This is a genomic window from Nonomuraea glycinis (genome assembly GCF_035920485.1).
In the GTDB taxonomy this organism is placed as follows: Bacteria; Actinomycetota; Actinomycetes; order Streptosporangiales; family Streptosporangiaceae; genus Nonomuraea; species Nonomuraea glycinis.
Window position 1 is genome coordinate 5,075,117 of the sequence record NZ_CP109166.1, and the last position, 15,819, is coordinate 5,090,935.

12 protein-coding genes are annotated in these 15,819 nt (G+C 70.9%); 7 read left to right on the forward strand and 5 right to left on the reverse strand.

The genetic code is table 11. The features are described 5' to 3' along the window. Window positions 1–52 precede the first annotated feature (52 nt). On the reverse strand, window positions 53–325 hold the full coding sequence (locus OHA68_RS23975; protein ID WP_327102249.1) for a WGxxGxxG family protein: 273 nt from the start codon (window positions 323–325) through the stop codon (window positions 53–55). Window positions 326–625: 300 nt separating this feature from the next. On the opposite strand from OHA68_RS23975, the gene OHA68_RS23980 reads away from it, so the two are divergent. Genes OHA68_RS23980 through OHA68_RS23990 form a run of 3 tightly spaced genes read left to right on the forward strand, consistent with a single transcriptional unit; the run spans window position 626 to window position 4,622 of the window. Further along, a complete protein-coding gene (locus tag OHA68_RS23980) occupies window positions 626–1,903 on the forward strand; it encodes an aspartate aminotransferase family protein (protein WP_189141476.1) in 1,278 nt (425 codons plus the stop codon). Further along, window positions 1,900–3,405 carry a CoA-acylating methylmalonate-semialdehyde dehydrogenase gene (locus OHA68_RS23985; RefSeq protein WP_327102250.1) on the forward strand — a complete coding sequence of 502 codons (1,506 nt, stop codon included), beginning with the start codon at window positions 1,900–1,902 and terminating at the stop codon, window positions 3,403–3,405. Before OHA68_RS23980 ends, OHA68_RS23985 begins: the two co-directional genes overlap by 4 nt. Window positions 3,406–3,461: 56 nt before the next feature. Continuing rightward, window positions 3,462–4,622, forward strand: coding sequence for an extracellular solute-binding protein (locus tag OHA68_RS23990; RefSeq protein ID WP_327102251.1), 1,161 nt, complete (start codon window positions 3,462–3,464; stop codon window positions 4,620–4,622). A 131-nt stretch (window positions 4,623–4,753) separates the two neighbouring features. Here the strand turns inward: OHA68_RS23990 and OHA68_RS23995 are convergent, their stop codons facing one another. Continuing rightward, window positions 4,754–4,987: a hypothetical protein gene (locus tag OHA68_RS23995; RefSeq protein ID WP_225278085.1), complete on the reverse strand. Its 234-nt coding sequence runs from the start codon at window positions 4,985–4,987 to the stop codon at window positions 4,754–4,756. 175 nt (window positions 4,988–5,162) lie between these two features. Continuing rightward, window positions 5,163–6,491, reverse strand: coding sequence for a 4-aminobutyrate--2-oxoglutarate transaminase (gabT, locus tag OHA68_RS24000; RefSeq protein WP_327102252.1), 1,329 nt, complete (start codon window positions 6,489–6,491; stop codon window positions 5,163–5,165). A gap of 91 nt (window positions 6,492–6,582) precedes the next feature. Between gabT and OHA68_RS24005 the strand changes: the two genes are divergently transcribed. Further along, the gene (locus OHA68_RS24005) at window positions 6,583–8,115 is read left to right on the forward strand and encodes a PucR family transcriptional regulator (RefSeq protein WP_327102253.1); all 1,533 of its coding nucleotides are present in this window, start codon (window positions 6,583–6,585) and stop codon (window positions 8,113–8,115) included. A gap of 20 nt (window positions 8,116–8,135) precedes the next feature. Here OHA68_RS24005 and OHA68_RS24010 read toward each other — a convergent pair whose 3' ends face one another. Beyond that, on the reverse strand, window positions 8,136–8,762 hold the full coding sequence (locus OHA68_RS24010; RefSeq protein ID WP_189141481.1) for a TetR/AcrR family transcriptional regulator: 627 nt from the start codon (window positions 8,760–8,762) through the stop codon (window positions 8,136–8,138). A gap of 232 nt (window positions 8,763–8,994) precedes the next feature. Between OHA68_RS24010 and OHA68_RS24015 the strand changes: the two genes are divergently transcribed. After that, window positions 8,995–10,422 carry an aldehyde dehydrogenase family protein gene (locus OHA68_RS24015; RefSeq protein ID WP_327102254.1) on the forward strand — a complete coding sequence of 476 codons (1,428 nt, stop codon included), beginning with the start codon at window positions 8,995–8,997 and terminating at the stop codon, window positions 10,420–10,422. Window positions 10,423–10,456: 34 nt separating this feature from the next. Continuing rightward, complete coding sequence (locus OHA68_RS24020) at window positions 10,457–13,042, forward strand: NACHT domain-containing protein (RefSeq protein WP_407674364.1); 2,586 nt, start codon at window positions 10,457–10,459, stop codon at window positions 13,040–13,042. 55 nt (window positions 13,043–13,097) lie between these two features. Here OHA68_RS24020 and OHA68_RS24025 read toward each other — a convergent pair whose 3' ends face one another. Then, entirely contained in the window at window positions 13,098–14,267 is a 1,170-nt protein-coding gene (locus tag OHA68_RS24025) for a trypsin-like serine peptidase (RefSeq protein ID WP_327102256.1), read from the reverse strand. A gap of 331 nt (window positions 14,268–14,598) precedes the next feature. Here OHA68_RS24025 and dxr point away from each other — a divergent pair, with 331 nt between their 5' ends. Further along, on the forward strand, window positions 14,599–15,789 hold the full coding sequence (gene dxr / locus OHA68_RS24030) for a 1-deoxy-D-xylulose-5-phosphate reductoisomerase (RefSeq protein WP_327102257.1): 1,191 nt from the start codon (window positions 14,599–14,601) through the stop codon (window positions 15,787–15,789). The last annotated feature ends 30 nt before the right edge of the window (window positions 15,790–15,819 follow it).

Here is a 15,819-nt window from a genome sequence, read left to right on the forward strand (position 1 = left end):
GATCCCCGCCCGGCCTGGCCGGTGCGGGGACCCCTTGGAACGTGCGCCTGACTTACGGGCGCGGCGGGCGATTGGTCATGTGCTCGGCCGTGCCGACATGGCTCTTCTGCTTGCGCATGCCCGCGAGGCCGAGCAGACCCAGCAAGCCGAGCAGACCCCACAGGCCGGCGTTGCCGCCGCCTTCCTCTCGGTACTGGTTGGGCTGAGGTGACGGGTTGACCTGGCTCTGGGTCGCCGGTACGGCCACCGTGTCCGCCGATGCGACGGCGGCGGGGGCGAGCGTCAGGAAGAAGGCCAGCCCCAGGCCCGTGAGCATCTTGCGCATTGGGTTCCCCCGATCTGGCGGCCTCACGACCGCGGAGACCGCCTGTCGCGTCTCCTGGAGTTCTCCAGGAGGCTTCCCCTAACGGGGCGATCTCCTACATATCTCCTGCTAAAGCCACCCATACCATCGCGAACTTGGCTCAAACCTCTTCTGTCCGGCCCGGGGATTTCTCCATATGTCAGGACATGTGGTCATCAGGGGTGGGTGGATGCGGGGCCTGCGACAGTGTGTAAGACATTTTCTGCCTATGCCGACAACTTGAGTTTGGGGTCGTCGGCCGATAACCGGGATACTCAAGACATGTCCGAGCTTCTCGCGCGCCACAGGGCAGTGATCCCCAACTGGGTGAGCCTCAACTACAACGAGCCCATCGAGATCGTCAGCGGCAAGGGCAACCATGTCGTCGACGCCGAGGGCAAGAGCTACCTCGACTTCTTCGCCGGCATCCTGACCAACATGATCGGCTACGACGTCCCCGAGGTGCGCGAGGCGGTCGAACGCCAGCTCGCCACCGGCGTCGTGCACACCAGCACGGTCTATCTCCTGCGCGGGCAGATCGAGCTCGCCGAGAAGATCGCCAGGCTCTCCGGCATCCCCGACGCCAAGGTGTTCTTCACCAACTCCGGCACCGAGGCCAACGAGACCGCGCTGCTGCTGGCCACCTACGCCCGCAAGAGCGACCAGGTGCTCGCCATGCGGCAGAGCTACCACGGGCGCAGCTTCGGCACCGTCGGCGTCACCTCCCACCGGTCCTGGAAGAACAACTCGCTTTCCCCGCTGAACGCGCACTTCCTGCACGGCACCGACCGGCACCTGACCCAGTTCAAGGGGCTGTCCGACGCCGACTACATCGCGGCCTGCGTCGATGACCTGCGTCACGTGCTCGCCACCGCCGTCGCCAATGACGTGGCCGCGCTGATCGCCGAGCCGATCCAGGGCGTGGGCGGGTTCACGATGGCGCCCGACGGGCTGTTCGCCGCCTACAAGGAGGTGCTGGACGAGCAGGGCATCCTGTTCATCTCCGACGAGGTGCAGACCGGCTGGGGCCGCACCGGCAGCGCGTTCTTCGGCATCCAGAACCACGGCGTGACGCCCGACATGATGACCTTCGCCAAGGGGCTGGGCAACGGCTTCGCCGTCGGCGGCATCGTGGCCCGCGGCGAGCTGCTGGACAGCCTGCCCGCCGTCGGCCTGTCCACCTTCGGCGGCAACCCGATCTCCATGGCCGCCGCCAACGCGACCCTCGACTACGTGCTCGACCACGATCTGCAGGCGAACGCCGCCAGGACCGGGAAGATCATCCTGGACGGGCTGCGCGCGGCCGCCACGCGGCTGCCGATCGTCCGCGACGTGCGCGGCAAGGGCCTGATGTTCGCCATCGAGCTCGACAGCCCCGCGCAGACCGCGCGGTTCATGGAGGAGACGAAGAAGGCGGGCCTGCTCGCGGGCAAGGGCGGCCTGTACGGCACGGCCATCCGCATGGCGCCGCCGCTCACCCTGTCGGTCGCCGAGGCCACCCAGGGGCTGGAGATCATCGTCAGCGCACTAGAGACCATCAACGCAGAGGCAGCTCAGTGAAGTCAGTCAACCACTGGATCAACGGCGCACGCGTCGACGGCGACGGCCGTACGAGCGAGCTCTTCAACCCGGCCACCGGCGAGGTCAGCGGCAGCGTCGCGCTGGCGTCGGTCGCGGACGTGGACGCGGCGGTCGCCGCGGCGAGCGCCGCGTTCCCCGGCTGGCGGGACACCTCGCTGGTCAGGCGGGCGCACGTGCTGTTCAGGTTCCGCGAGCTCGTGTACGCGCACCGCGACGAGATGGCCGCGCTGATCTCCGCCGAGCACGGCAAGGTGCACTCCGACGCGCTCGGCGAGGTCAGCCGGGGCATCGAGGTCGTGGAGTTCGCCTGCGGGATCCCGCACCTGCTCAAGGGCGGCTTCTCCGAAGGCGTCTCGACCCAGGTCGACTCCTACTCGATCCGGCAGCCGCTCGGCGTCGTGGCCGGCATCACGCCGTTCAACTTCCCGGCCATGGTGCCGATGTGGATGTACCCGATCGCGATCGCGTGCGGCAACACGTTCGTGCTCAAGCCCTCGGAGAAGGACCCGTCGGCGTCGCTGCTCATGGCGCGGCTCTGGCAGGAGGCCGGGCTGCCCGACGGCGTGTTCAACGTCGTGCAGGGCGACAAGGTCGCGGTCGACCGGCTGCTGGAGCACCCCGACGTGCGCGGCGTCTCCTTCGTCGGCTCCACCCCCATCGCCCGCTACGTCTACGAGACCGGCAGCGCGCACGGCAAGCGGGTGCAGGCGCTCGGCGGCGCCAAGAACCACATGCTGGTGCTGCCGGACGCGGACCTCGACCTGGTCGCCGACTCGGCCGTGTCAGCGGGCTTCGGCTCGGCCGGCGAGCGCTGCATGGCGATCTCGGTCGTGCTGGCCGTGGAGCCGGTGGCCGACGAGCTGGTACGCAAGATCGCCGAGCGGGTCGAGCAGCTGACCATCGGCCCCGGCGACGATCCCGACTCGCAGATGGGCCCGCTCGTCACCCGGGCGCACCGCGACAAGGTCGCCTCCTACCTCGACCTGGCCGTCGAGGAGGGCGCCAAGGTGGTGATCGACGGCCGCGAGACGGCCGTGCGCGGCGGCGGCACCGCGGCCGCGACGCCCGGCTTCTGGCTCGGCCCCACGCTGCTCGACCAGGTGCCCGCGGGTTCCCGGGTGCACGTGGAGGAGATCTTCGGGCCGGTGCTGTCGGTCGTGCGCGTCGGATCGTACGAAGAGGGACTGGAGCTCATCAACGGCAGTGAGTTCGGCAACGGCACGGCGATCTTCACCAACGACGGCGGCGCGGCCCGGCGCTTCCAGAACGAGGTCGAGGTCGGCATGATCGGCATCAACGTGCCGATCCCGGTGCCGATGGCGTTCTACAGCTTCGGCGGCTGGAAGTCCTCGCTCTTCGGCGACACGCACATGCACGGCACCGAGGGCGTCCACTTCTACACCCAGGGCAAGGTCGTCACCTCGCGCTGGCTCGACCCCTCCCACGGCGGCGTGAACCTCGGGTTCCCCACCAACAGGTGACCGGTGCGGCGCGGGGGAGGATCACCCCTCCGCGCCGTCGCCGGTAGGCTCGGGACGTGCATCGTCCTCGCATCTCCGCCGTGGCGCTCGCCGCCGCGGCCCTGGTCGCCGCGACGGGCGCGGCGGGGCCGTCACCCAAGCCGACCCCCACGGCCACTCCCACGGCCACCCCCAGCAGCACGCCGAGCAGCACTCCCAGTGCCAGCCCCACGCAGAGCGACGGCACGCTGCAGATCCTCACCTACCGCGGCTACGCCGAATACGGCGGCACCAGCCCGCGGGCCAACTGGGCGGGCCCCTTCGAGAAGGAGACCGGCTGCCGGGTCGCCCGCCTCGACACCGTGGGGACGCCCGAGGAGATGGCCGCGCGGCTGCGCGAGCGGAGCTACGACGTCATCTCGGCCGGGCCCGCGCTGGCCGCCGCCATGATCGCGGCCAAGCAGGTGCAGCCCATCGACACGGCCAAGATCGAGGACTACGACGACCTGGCCGAGCCGCTGCGCGAGCTGATGACCGACCCCAAGACCGACACCGTTCACGGGGTGCCGTTCCTGTGGGGCTCCCACGAGTTCCTCTACGACTCCCGCAGGGTCGGGGGCGGCGACCTGGCCCAGGTGCTCGGCGCGGCGCGGGTCATGCTCAAGGACAGCCCGCTGACCCTGGCCGACGCCGCGCTGGCCGACGACGCGGTGGAGCGGCCCTTCGAGCTGACCGCCGCCCAGCTCGACGAGGCGGCCGAGCGGCTGGCCGGGCACGATGACCGCACCTACTGGACCAACGGCCTCGACCTGGTCAAGGGCTTCGCCACCGGATCGGTCGACTACGCCCAGGCCACCCCTTACTACCGCCTGCTCCTGGGGAAGGCGAAGATCCCGGTCAAAGCGGTCAAGACCCGCAAGACCACCGGCTGGGTCGACTCGTGGATGCTCGCCGCGAACGTCACCGACACCAACTGCGCCTACCGCTGGCTCAGCCGGATGACCAAGTCCGGCTCCCAGCGCGACGCCGCCGCCTGGCTCGGCCTGGCCCCCGCCAACCCCCAGGCGTGCAAGGGACGAGCCCGGGAAGTGTGCACGGCGTACGGCGTGACGACCAAGTCATACCGGTTGGACCACATCGCCTTCGCCGTGCGTCCTCCTGGGGATTGCCTGCCTCCAGACGGGGAATGCACTGAATACAACGCTTGGACCGAAAGGTGGCGCGAACTTCTGAAGTGAGTGGGGACCGGTCATCCCCACCTGAAGTGCCGCGGGCGCACCCGTCCCCCGCTGGGTGCGACCTGCTGAGACGCCTCGGGCCTTCCCCCCGCCCCGAGGCGTCTCGCTCTTGTCGCCCGTTCGCGCACGGCTCAGCGTGCGGGGAAGGCGACCACGGTGGCCAGCGGCGCCGGCAGCAGCGCCTCGGCGCAGTCGGCGCAGGCCAGCGCCGTCATGTCGTCAGGAAAGCGGCCCACCCGGACCCGAGGCCGCGGCCACCTCTTGTGGCAGACGACGCAGGCGTCGCCCTGGCGCTGGGCGGCGCTCATGCCCTCAGGGTCGAACGTCAACATGTCCCGTGCCGTTCTGATCGGAGCCCAGTTCATCACGCTCCCCGCAGCGATCGTCCGTCCTCATACCGGATCCGTTATAACCCTGGCCGCATCCGTGATCGTCTAGCTGCGCGTCAAGTCAGAGTGAATTCTCTCCCCGGAGGGGGCGCGTTACAGCAACAAATCGGGCATCCAGCAACAAGCCGGATGCCCGATTCGACAGGGTTTCTTACAGACTGGCGATGGCCTTCTCCAGGATGCCCAAGCCCTCCTCCAGGAGGGGCGCACCGATCACGAGGGGCGGCAGGAAGCGCAGCACGTTGCCGTACGTGCCCGCCGTGAGCACCAGGAGGCCTTCCGCGTGGCAGCGCCTGACGATCTCCTGGACGGCGGCCGGGTTCGGCTCCTTCGAGCCGGGGACCACCAGCTCGATGGCGATCATCGCGCCGCGTCCCCGCACGTCGCCGATGATGTCGAAGCGCTCCCGCAGCGCGTGCAGCCTGGGCAGCATGATCTCGCCGATGCGCCGCGCCTTGGCGACCAGGTCCTGCTCGGCGATGGTCTCCAGCACGCCGAGCGCCGCTTCGCAGGCGAGCGGATTGCCGCCGTACGTGCCGCCGAGCCCGCCCACGTGCACCCGGTCCATCAGCTCCGCCCGGCCCGTGACCGCCGCCAGCGGCAGCCCGCCCGCGATGCCCTTGGCGGTGCAGATGAGGTCGGGCACCACGCCCTCGTCCTCGCACGCGAACAGGTCACCGGTACGGGCGAAGCCCGTCTGCACCTCGTCGGCGACGAACACGATCCCGTTGGCGCGGCAGAACTCGGCCATCCTCGGCAGGAACCCCTTGGCGGGCTCGATGAAGCCGCCCTCGCCGGCGATCGGCTCGATCACCACGGCGGCCACGTTCTCCGCGCCGATCTGCTTGGTGATCATGTCGATGGCCTGGGCCGCCGCCTCCTCGGCGCAGTTCTCCGGGCCGGTCGGCCAGCGGAACGGGTAGGCCAGCGGCACCCGGTAGACCTCGGGCGCGTACGGGCCAAAGCCCTGCTTGTACGGCATGTTCTTGGCCGTGAGCGTCATCGTGAGCAGGGTGCGGCCGTGGTAGCCGTGGTCGAACACGACGACCGCGGGCCGGCCGGTGGCGTGCCTGGCGATCTTGACCGCGTTCTCCACGGCCTCGGCGCCGCTGTTGAGGAGCACCGTCCGCTTCTCGTGGTCGCCGGGGGTGAGCTCGTTGAGCTTCTCGCACACCTCGACGTACGACTCGTACGGCGTGATCATGAAGCAGGTGTGGGTGAACTCGGCGACCTGCCGCTGGACCCGCTCCACCACCTTCGGCGCGGCGTTGCCCACGCTCGTCACGGCGATGCCGGAGCCGAAGTCGATCAGCGAGTTCCCGTCGACGTCCTGCACCACGCCGCCGCCGGCGCGGGTCACGAAGACCGGCAGCGTGACGCCGATGCCGGGCGGGACGGCCGCCTGTTTGCGGGCCAGCAGCTCCTGCGACTTCGGGCCGGGGATCGGGGTGACGAGGCGGCGCTCCTGCGGAATGCTCATGTGCTCGACGGTACGGTGGCCGCCTCTCAGCTCCGATATGTCGATATGTAAGACTATGGGTGGTTTTCTCTGCCGGAATGGACAAAAGTCGATGGCGCCTTCCTTGCGGGCCGTGGTGCGGCGGATGGGGCTGCGGCCGGTCGCCGGCGGGCTGGACACGGTCGTGCGGTGGGTGGCGGTCAGTGAGCTGGAAGATCCGGCCCCCTTTCTCGAAGGGGACGAGCTGCTGCTGACCACCGGTATCCGGCTGGGAGATGATTTTTCGGGATATGTCGCCCGGCTGGTGGCTCGTGGGGTGGCCGGGCTGGGCTTCGGTGTCGGGCTCTCCCACGAGGAGATCCCGGCCGCGCTCGTGGCCGCCGCCGAGCAGGCGGGGCTGCCGCTGCTGGAGGTGCCGCGCGAGACGCCGTTCATCGCGATCGGCAAGCTGGTCAGCGAACTGCTCGCCGCCGAGCAGTACGACGAGATCACCCGCGCCTTCGCCGCCCAGGGCCGGCTGACCCGCGCCGCCCTGCGCCCCGAGGGCACCCACGCGGTCATCGACCGGCTGGCCAAGGAGACCGGCGGCTGGGCGATCCTGCTGGACGAGTCCGGCCAGGTACGCCACACCACCCCCGGTGCCGACGCCGACGCGGTCACCGCCGAGATCACCCGGCTCCTCACCACGGGCCGGACGGCGTGGGGGGCGGCGTCGGGGAACCGGGGGAGTGGGCGGCGGTTCCCGGCCAGCCTGGCGCTGGCCGGGCCGGACGAGCACGTCGTGGTGCAGCCCCTGGGCGGTGGTTCGCGGCCGCGCGGGTTCTTCGCCGTCGGGGCGGCGCGGCCCTTCTCGCCGGTGGCCCACACCGTGGTCAACGCCGCCGGCTCGCTGCTCACCCTGGCTCTGGAGCAGGGCGGGGCCCACCTGGAGGCCGAACGGCGCCTTCGTGACGCCGTACTGCGTCTGCTGCTGTCCGGGGCGCCGGGTGCGGTGGAGGAGGCGCGGGCGGTGCTCGGCCCGCTCGGCGCGCGGCTGCCCGAGGAGCCGTTCGTGGTGCTGGCCGTCGGCGAGGAGGCGCTGGAGCAGGTGGAGGCGGTGGCCTTCGCCGCCCGCCTGGACCCGGCCGGGGAAGCCGTCCCGCCCGCCGACGGTCCATCGGGACCCCTGGCGGGCGAGAGGCAAGCGGGGGTGGCCGTGTTGGTGGCGGAGGGGGTGGGGATGGAGGTGGCGGAGACGGTCGGGGTGGCTGTCGGGGTCAGCTCGCCGTGCGACTACCGGACCCTGCGGGGTGGGGTCGAGCAGGCGTGCCGGGCGTACGGGGGGAGCCGGGGTGGGGTGGTGTTCTTCGGTGCGCTGGCCGGGCAGGGGCTGATGGCGCTGCTCGAACCGGCGGCGGCGCGGGCGTTCTCGGCGGCGCTGCTGGCCCCGCTCGTGGCCTACGGGACGCGGGCCGATCTGATGGCGTCGCTGCGGGCGTACCTGGACAGCAACGGGCACTGGGACGCCGCCGCACAGCGGCTCGGCGTGCACCGGCACACCCTGCGGTACCGGATGAAACGGGTGACCGAGCTGCTGGGGTGCGATCTCGACGATCCGGGCGTGCGGGCCGAGCTGTGGTTCGCGCTGGAGGCCGCGCGACGCTGACGGGCAGCGTCGCGCGGACGTCAGTTCTTGTCCACCAGGTAGCAGCAGATGGTCGCCGTGGTGACCGCCTCATAGGTGCGGCCGTCCCGCAGGTGTCCCGCCCGCTCCAGGCTGATCGCGCCCTGGGCCGCCGCCCACAGCGCGTCCGCGATCTTGCGGGGCTGGGTGGGGATGAGGTGTCCGGCGGAGATGCAGTCGGCGATCACCCGGTCGAAGATGTTGAGCGCCGCGCGAGCGAGGGTCCTGGCCCGCTCGCTGGGTTCGAAGCCGGGGATCGCCCGCTCGAACATCAGGCTGTAGTAACCGGGCTCGGCCAGGCACGCCTGGCGGTAGGCCGGGCAGAGCGCATTGAGGTGTTCGAGGGGATCCCTGCGCTGCGGTGCCGCTTCGAGAAAGCGGCGAAAGCGCTCAAATCCCTCCAGATAGAGAGCCTCCGCGAGGCCCTCCCTGTTGCCGAACATCGTGTAGATGACCGTCGTGGTGCAGCCGGCCTCGGTGGCGATCCTGCGCATGGTCAGACTGTCGGAGCCATCGCTGATCAGCAGGTTCACGGCGACGTCCAGCAGTTTGGAACGTAGCTCGTCATGGCCGGCCCGTTCGCCCAACAGGTAGGCGCCTTGAAGCCCAAGCGGCGCCGAGGAGGTCATGGGCCCACGCCTTTCTGTTCGTGGGCCCCGCCGCGCTGAGGGACCCGCATCCGTGACTTAGCCATGGCGGAGAAGCTTCAAACCGCTCCGCCTCGTAAACATCCCGAATTAGGCCTACTTCTGTTACATGGTGGGTATACAACCGGGCTTGTACTTAACGGAGGGACCAGAGGGCACTCTTGTGCACCCTGGTGTAAGTCCCCCTCCTTAGGCTTGGCATAACGTCATGGGTATGGACGTGCGTACCTTCTGGCTCGCCGGGCGCCCCGCCACCGGCGACGCCGAGCTCACCGTGACCAATCCCCACGACGGTCGAGTGGTCGGCCGGCATTCCGTGCCGACCGACGCGCAGGTGGAGGAGGCCATCGCCGCCGCTCAGGCGGTGACCGCGCAGGCGGCGGCGCTCCCCGTGCACGTACGGGCGGACGCGCTGGCCCACGTCTCGCGCAGGCTGGCCGAGCGGGCCGACGAGATCGCCCAGCTGATCACGGCCGAGAACGGCAAGCCGATCGTCTGGGCGCGCGGCGAGGTCGGCCGGGCCGTCGCCACCTTCCGCTTCGCCGCCGAGGAGACCCGCCGCTGGTCGGGTGACGTGCAGCGGCTCGACACCGAGCCCGCCGCCGCCGGCCGGCTGGCCTATGTCTCCCGGGTGCCCTACGGGACGGTGCTGGCGATCACCCCGTTCAACTTCCCGCTCAACCTGGTCGCGCACAAGGTCGCCCCGGCCATCGCGGTCGGCGCGCCCATCATCGTCAAGCCGGCTCCCGCCACCCCGCTGTCGGCGCTGGTGCTCGGCGAGATCCTGGCCGAGACGGACCTGCCCGCCGGGATGTTCTCGGTGCTGCCGATCCCCAACGACCGGGCCGGCGCGCTGGTGGCGGACCCGCGGCTGCCCGTGGTGTCGTTCACCGGCTCCGCCCCGGTCGGCTACGCCATCGCCGACCAGGTCCCGCGCAAGCACGTGACGCTGGAGCTGGGGGGCAACGCGGCGGCCGTGGTGCTGGCCGACGCCGACCTGGACTGGGCGGCCCGGCGCATCGCGCTGTACTCCAACTACCAGGCGGGGCAGAGCTGCATCGCCGTCCAACGGGTGATCGTGGAGGAGCCGGTCTACGACGCGTTCGTGGAGCGGCTGCTGCCGGCCGTCGACGGGCTCGTCACCGGCGACCCGGCCGACGAGAAGACCCAGGTCGGCCCGCTGGTCTCGGTGGCCGCCGCCGAGCGGGTGGAGCAGTGGGTGCGCGAGGCCGTCGACGCGGGCGCGCGGGTGCTCGCGGGCGGCACCCGGGAGGGCGCCACGTTCGCGCCCACGGTGCTCGCCGACGTCCCGGCCGACGCCAAGGTCCGCCGCGAGGAGGTCTTCGGGCCCGTCATGGTGCTGCAGAGCGCCGCCTCGATCGACGACGCCTACGCGATGGTCAACGACTCGAGGTACGGCCTGCAGGCCGGCGTGTTCACCCGGTCGCTGGACGCGGCCTTCCGGGCCAACCGGGAGTTGGAGGTCGGCGGCGTGATCATCGGTGACGTGCCCTCCTATCGGGCCGACCAGATGCCGTACGGCGGGGTCAAGGACTCCGGTATCGGGCGTGAGGGGCTGCGGTCGGCCATGGATGATCTAACTTACGAGAAGGTGATGGTGCTGACGGGAATTTCCCTCTGAGCAAAAAGCGCGCCTTATGCGACGATGAACGTCTATGGGAGATAAGTACCGATACGTCGATGCTGTGCGCTCCCTAGGGGGCACGGACCCGGTGCTCGACGCCCTGCAGAGCGCCGGGAATGCCGCACTGCCCATCGGCGGAGTGCTGGAGGCCCGGAACGAGCTGGTCAAAGTGGGCATCGACCTGCTCGCCGGCTGGCGCGAGTGGCGTCCCGGCAGCACCTGGCGCTCCCGTACGGACCGGTTCGAGGCCGCGCACGCGGTCCTCGTCATGACGGCCTACTTCGAAGCCCTCGGCACCCTGGACCTGCCCTTCGCACCGAGCGGGCTGGAGACGCCCCACGGGGACGGCGGGCACGTCTGGGACCTGGCCACGCCGCTCTGCCCGGCTCCGCACCGGCCGTTCGCCCAGGCCGTGGCCGCCGTCCGCGGCTACTACCGCGCGCTGAGCGGGCAACTGCTCGCCTTCGTGGCCGAGCTGGACCTGTGGGCGCGGCTCGACGAGCACGCCCGGCAGTGGACGGCCGCCGCCTACGGTGACGAACTGGTCGAGCGGGCCGTGCTCCGCTACGCCGACCGCTACCGCACCCTCGCCCAGGACGTGCCGGAGCTCGCCTACTGGGCGGGGATCGCCGACCACCAGCCGAGCCTGGCCGGGATGGCCGAGCTCGAACGGCTCATCTCCTTGGTGGCGTCCGGCGCGGCACTTCCCGAACGGCTCGCCACGCTCGACCGGTTGCACCAGGCGGCGCTGGTCCGGCCGATCGCCGAGACCGGCGACCTGCCGATCGGCTTACGACTGCCGACGCTCGCCCAGGCGTACGTGACCCCGCGGTTCAGGGCGGCGGAGATCGCCCCCGGCGACGACCCGAGCGTCGAGGAGTGGTGGGAGGGGCATGAGCTCCGCACCGACCTGCCCGTCTTCCTGTCGGGATTCCTCACGGCCTCGGCGGCCGGCGAGGTGCCGCTCATCGTGCTCGGCCAGCCGGGGTCGGGCAAGTCGGTGCTGAGCAAGGTGCTCGCCGCCCGCCTGCGCGACGCCCCCTTCCTGCCGATACGGGTCCCGCTGCGCGAGGTGTCGGCCACCGCCGGCATCCAGGAGCAGATCGAGCAGGCAGTCCACCACCTGAGCGGCGAGCGGCAGGACTGGCCCGCCATCGCCAGGTCGGCGAACGGCGCGCTGCCCGTCGTCATCCTCGACGGGTTCGACGAGTTACTGCAGGCCACAGGGGTGCGGCAGTCGGACTATCTGATGAAGGTGGCCCGCTTCCAGCACCGCGAGGCCGACGCCGGCCGGGCGGTCGCGGTCATCGTCACCTCACGCACCGCCGTCGCCAACCGGGCAGGGCTGCCCGAGGGCACGGTGGTGGCCCGGCTGGAGCCGTTCGGCACCACCGCCATGCGAACGTGGCTGGAGGTGTGGAACGCGGTCAACGCCGACTATTTCTCGGCGGCCGGGCTGGAGCCCTTCACCTTCGACGTGGCGCTGAGCCAGCGGCACCTGGCCAGGCAGCCGCTGCTGCTGCTCATGCTCGCCTTCTACGACGCCGACGGCAACGCGCTGCGCCGGGAGAACCGCACACTGGGCCAGGCGGAGCTGTACGAGCGGTTGATGACCAGGTACGCCGAGCGCGCGCTGGAGATGAGACACCCGCGTGAGCAGGTGGCGCGGCTGGTGGAGCGCGAGCTGCTGCGGCTGTCGTTCGTCGCCGCGTCCATGTTCAACCGGGGGCGGCAGTGGGCCACCACCGAGGAGGTCGACGCCGACCTGGACGTGCTGCTGCCCGAGCAGCGCAGGACACCCGGGCTCGCCACGCCGCACAGCGCCGGGCACGAGGCGCTGGCCCGGTCCTTCTTCGTGCACCGGGCCCAGGCGGTCCGCGATGACGAGGTGCTGCACACCTACGAGTTCCTGCACGCCACCTTCGGCGAGTTCCTCATCGCCAGGCTGCTCGCCTCGCTGATGCGCGAGCTGGTGGCGCAGGAGTCCAGCCTGGCGCTCACCGGGGTCCACGACGGGCTGCTGCGCACGCTGCTGTCCTGGGCCACGATCTCCTCGCGGCTGCCGGTGGTGGCGTTCCTGCAGGAGTTGGTGCACGACGCCGACCGGTGGCGGGCCGTGGTGCTGCGGCTGTTCCGGGAGCTGGACGCGCGGGAGGACTCCTCGATCGCCGCCTACCGGCCCTGGATCGCCGGCCCGCACCGCAGGTACGCCTACTATTCGGCCAATCTCATGGTGCTCGCCCTGTCGTGCGCCCCCGAGCTGCGGGCCAGCGAGTTCATGCCCGGGCACGAGGACGTGGTGACCGAGTGGCGCAGCTACGCGCTGCTCTGGCGCTCACAGTGCGCGCTGGCCGAGTGGCAGAGTCTGGTGGACCTGGTGGCGGTGCGTCCGGTGTGGTCCCAGGACGACGTACGCGAGCTGCACCTGAAGCTGTCGCCGCAGGAGCTGTGGGAGCCGGAGCCGTTCAGCTGGTCGTGGGCGGGCGTGGACAAGCTGCTCTCGATCGCCCAGCTTCGCCGGCAGGTCATGTTCTCCGCACTCGCGGATGAAGGCGCCCTGCTCGCTCTCTACATGGACGATCTACGTACCCACCAGCAGGCCCACCGCCGGCCCTGATCAGCGGCCCTGACCGGCGGCCCAGACGCGGCGGTCCTGATTTCAGGCTCTGATCTCACGCCTGTTCGGCGGTGAGGAAGAGCTTCTTGGCGGTGTCGCCGAAGTAGGGGCCGTACATCGTACGCTGGTCGTTGCTGTACTTGAAGCTGCTCAGCGAGGTGATCGTGCCCTTGCCGGTGGCGGCGTCGAAGGCCGACAGCCACGGCCCGCCGCTCGACCCCGCGGTCATGCCGCAGCCGAGGCCCTGGTCGCGGGTGTCGCCGTAGGGGTCGTCGCGCAGCCGGCCCGCGCAGTAGACCAGGTGCTCGCCGTCGTAGGGCGGATCGGCCGGATAGCCGAAGCCGTAGGTGTGCCCGCCGCGCGTGCCGTTGAAGGCGATCCGCTGGGTGCCGACCGCGTCGGCGATGTGCTTGCCGCCCGAGGCGTTCAGCGCCACCATGCCCACGTCGTAGCTGTCGTCGGCCGCGCGTGACCAGGGACCGGCGACGAACATCCGCCGCGCCGTCCACTGCCCGTACGGCTTGCCGCCGCCGGCGTCGTAACCGGGGACGAACGTCCAGTTCTCCGCCCATCCGCCCTTGCCGTCCTTGACGCAGTGGCCGGCGGTGACCAGCAGGTCGCGGTTGGCGCTGTCCACCGTGCTGGCCGAGCAGACGAAGTCGGCCCCGGCCATGGTCAGGAAGACGCGACCGGTGGTCTTGGCCACCGCGCCGCCGATCGGCCAGCGGGAGCCCGCCGTGGTGGCCAGCGGCCGGGCCGACTGGTGACGCGGCTGCCCGTTCCTCGCCGCGCCGCCGTCCCGGCGCCCTCCGGCCTGCGCGGCGCCCGCGAGCGGAACGCTGGAGACGGTGCCGTTGGACAGGTCGGGGGCGGCGCCCAGCCCGGTCTTGCCGGTCAGGCCGCTCAGCAGGCCGTCGCCCTTGGTCACGATGTCCAGCAGGCTGATCGGCAGGGCGGCGGCCATCCGCTGCGGGGTCCAGTAGTCGAGCACCCGCCGCTGGTCGGCGGCGGCGCGGGCGGCCACGTGCTCGACGACGTCGCCGTCCGCCGCGTCGCGGGCCGCCGTCCTGGGAACCGCCCTCTCGGGGGTGGCCACCTGGGAGGCCGGCCGGTGGGGGGTCGCAGCGGGGCCGAGGTGCTGCTCGGGGGTCGCACCGATGAGAGCGGGGCCCAGCAGACCCGCGACGAGTGGTACGGCCGCGATCAGGGGGGTGCTCAGGATCATGACCCCCGAGTGTGCACTACGTCGTGTGTTTATGTGGCTACTTTCGGTAAAAAACTCAGAGTGCGTCGGCACTCCGGGCGCCTTGATCGCAGACTGTCCCGGGCGGTGAGGTGGGGAGGGTGAGCGGAGCGAATCTGCGGAGCATTACCTGCCTCTCTGGGCCGTATCGGCGTTTGGAAGGTGGTGGCGCCAATATCGCGATTTCCCCTGATCAGCGCATTCGGATATGGCGATATTTGGGTATTTGTTTGCTGGATTATCTGGAGCTCCAAACGGTGCCGAGGCAGCCACCCGGTGCCCGGCCGCGCCTGGCAGCGGCGACAATGGAGGGGTGCGTCAACAGATCCCCCGTTCCGTCGTCGTGCTGGGCTCCACCGGCTCGATCGGTACGCAGGCCCTCGATGTCATCGCCGCCGAGCCCGCCAGGTTCAAGGTCGCCGGGCTCGCGGCCGGGGGCGGCAAGATCGAGCTGCTCGCCGAGCAGGCGGCGGCCACCGGCGCCGAGGCGGTCGCGGTGGCCGATCCCGCCGCCGTGCCCGCACTGAAGGAGGCGCTCGCCGCGCACGGCGTGAGCCCCGTGGTGCTCGCCGGGCCGGAAGGGGTCGCGGAGGTGGCCGCCTGGCCGTGCGACACCGTGCTCAACGGCATCACCGGCGCGCTCGGGCTGACCTCCACGCTGGTCGCGCTGGAGGCGGGGCGCACGCTCGCGCTGGCCAACAAGGAGTCACTGATCATCGGTGGGCCGCTGGTCAAGCGGCTGGCCAAGCCGGGCCAGATCCTGCCCGTCGACTCCGAGCACTCGGCGCTGCAGCAGTGCCTGTGGGCCTCGGGGCCGCAGGGCTACGACCCCGACGCCGTCAGGCGGCTGGTCGTCACCGCCAGCGGCGGCCCGTTCCGGGGCAGGAAGCGCGCGGAGCTGGCCGACGTCACGCCCGAGATGGCGCTGGCCCACCCCACCTGGTCGATGGGCCCGATGATCACCATCAACTCCGCCACCCTGGTCAACAAGGGGCTGGAGGTGATCGAGGCGCACCTGCTGTTCGACCTCGGCTTCGACCGGATCGAGGTCGTGGTGCATCCGCAGTCGATCATCCACTCCATGGTGGAATACGTCGACGGTTCGACCATCGCCCAGGCCAGTCCGCCCGACATGCGGCTGCCCATCGCGCTCGCGCTCGGCCATCCGGACCGGATCGCGGGGGCCGCCCGGCCCATCGACTGGACCACGGCCCACACCTGGACCTTCGAGCCGCTCGACGACACCGCCTTTCCCGCCGTCGCGCTGGCCAGGCAGGTCGGCAGCGAGGGCGGCACCGCCCCCGCCGTCTACAACGCGGCCAACGAGGCATGTCTGGAGGCGTTCATCCGGGGCGGGCTGCCGTTCCTGGCGATCGTCGACACGGTGGCCAAGGTCGTCGAGGAGCACCAGGTCACCGCCGCCGGATCGGTCGACGAGGTGCTCGCCGCGGACGCCTGGGCCCGCGCCCGTGCGGCCGAACTCACAGCGGGACAGTCCCGTTAGCTCCATAGACTGATTAGCGTCGTCGAACTC

Coding starts and splice junctions, on each gene's coding strand:
- OHA68_RS23995 (WP_225278085.1), bottom strand. CDS start 4,987: ATGAACTGGGCTCCGATCAGAACGGCACGGGACATGTTGACGTTCGAC.
- OHA68_RS23975 (WP_327102249.1), bottom strand. CDS start 325: ATGCGCAAGATGCTCACGGGCCTGGGGCTGGCCTTCTTCCTGACGCTC.
- OHA68_RS24005 (WP_327102253.1), top strand. CDS start 6,583: ATGGCGCCTTCCTTGCGGGCCGTGGTGCGGCGGATGGGGCTGCGGCCG.
- gabT (WP_327102252.1), bottom strand. CDS start 6,491: ATGAGCATTCCGCAGGAGCGCCGCCTCGTCACCCCGATCCCCGGCCCG.
- OHA68_RS24010 (WP_189141481.1), bottom strand. CDS start 8,762: ATGACCTCCTCGGCGCCGCTTGGGCTTCAAGGCGCCTACCTGTTGGGC.
- OHA68_RS24020 (WP_407674364.1), top strand. CDS start 10,457: ATGGGAGATAAGTACCGATACGTCGATGCTGTGCGCTCCCTAGGGGGC.
- OHA68_RS24015 (WP_327102254.1), top strand. CDS start 8,995: ATGGACGTGCGTACCTTCTGGCTCGCCGGGCGCCCCGCCACCGGCGAC.
- OHA68_RS24025 (WP_327102256.1), bottom strand. CDS start 14,267: ATGATCCTGAGCACCCCCCTGATCGCGGCCGTACCACTCGTCGCGGGT.
- OHA68_RS23980 (WP_189141476.1), top strand. CDS start 626: ATGTCCGAGCTTCTCGCGCGCCACAGGGCAGTGATCCCCAACTGGGTG.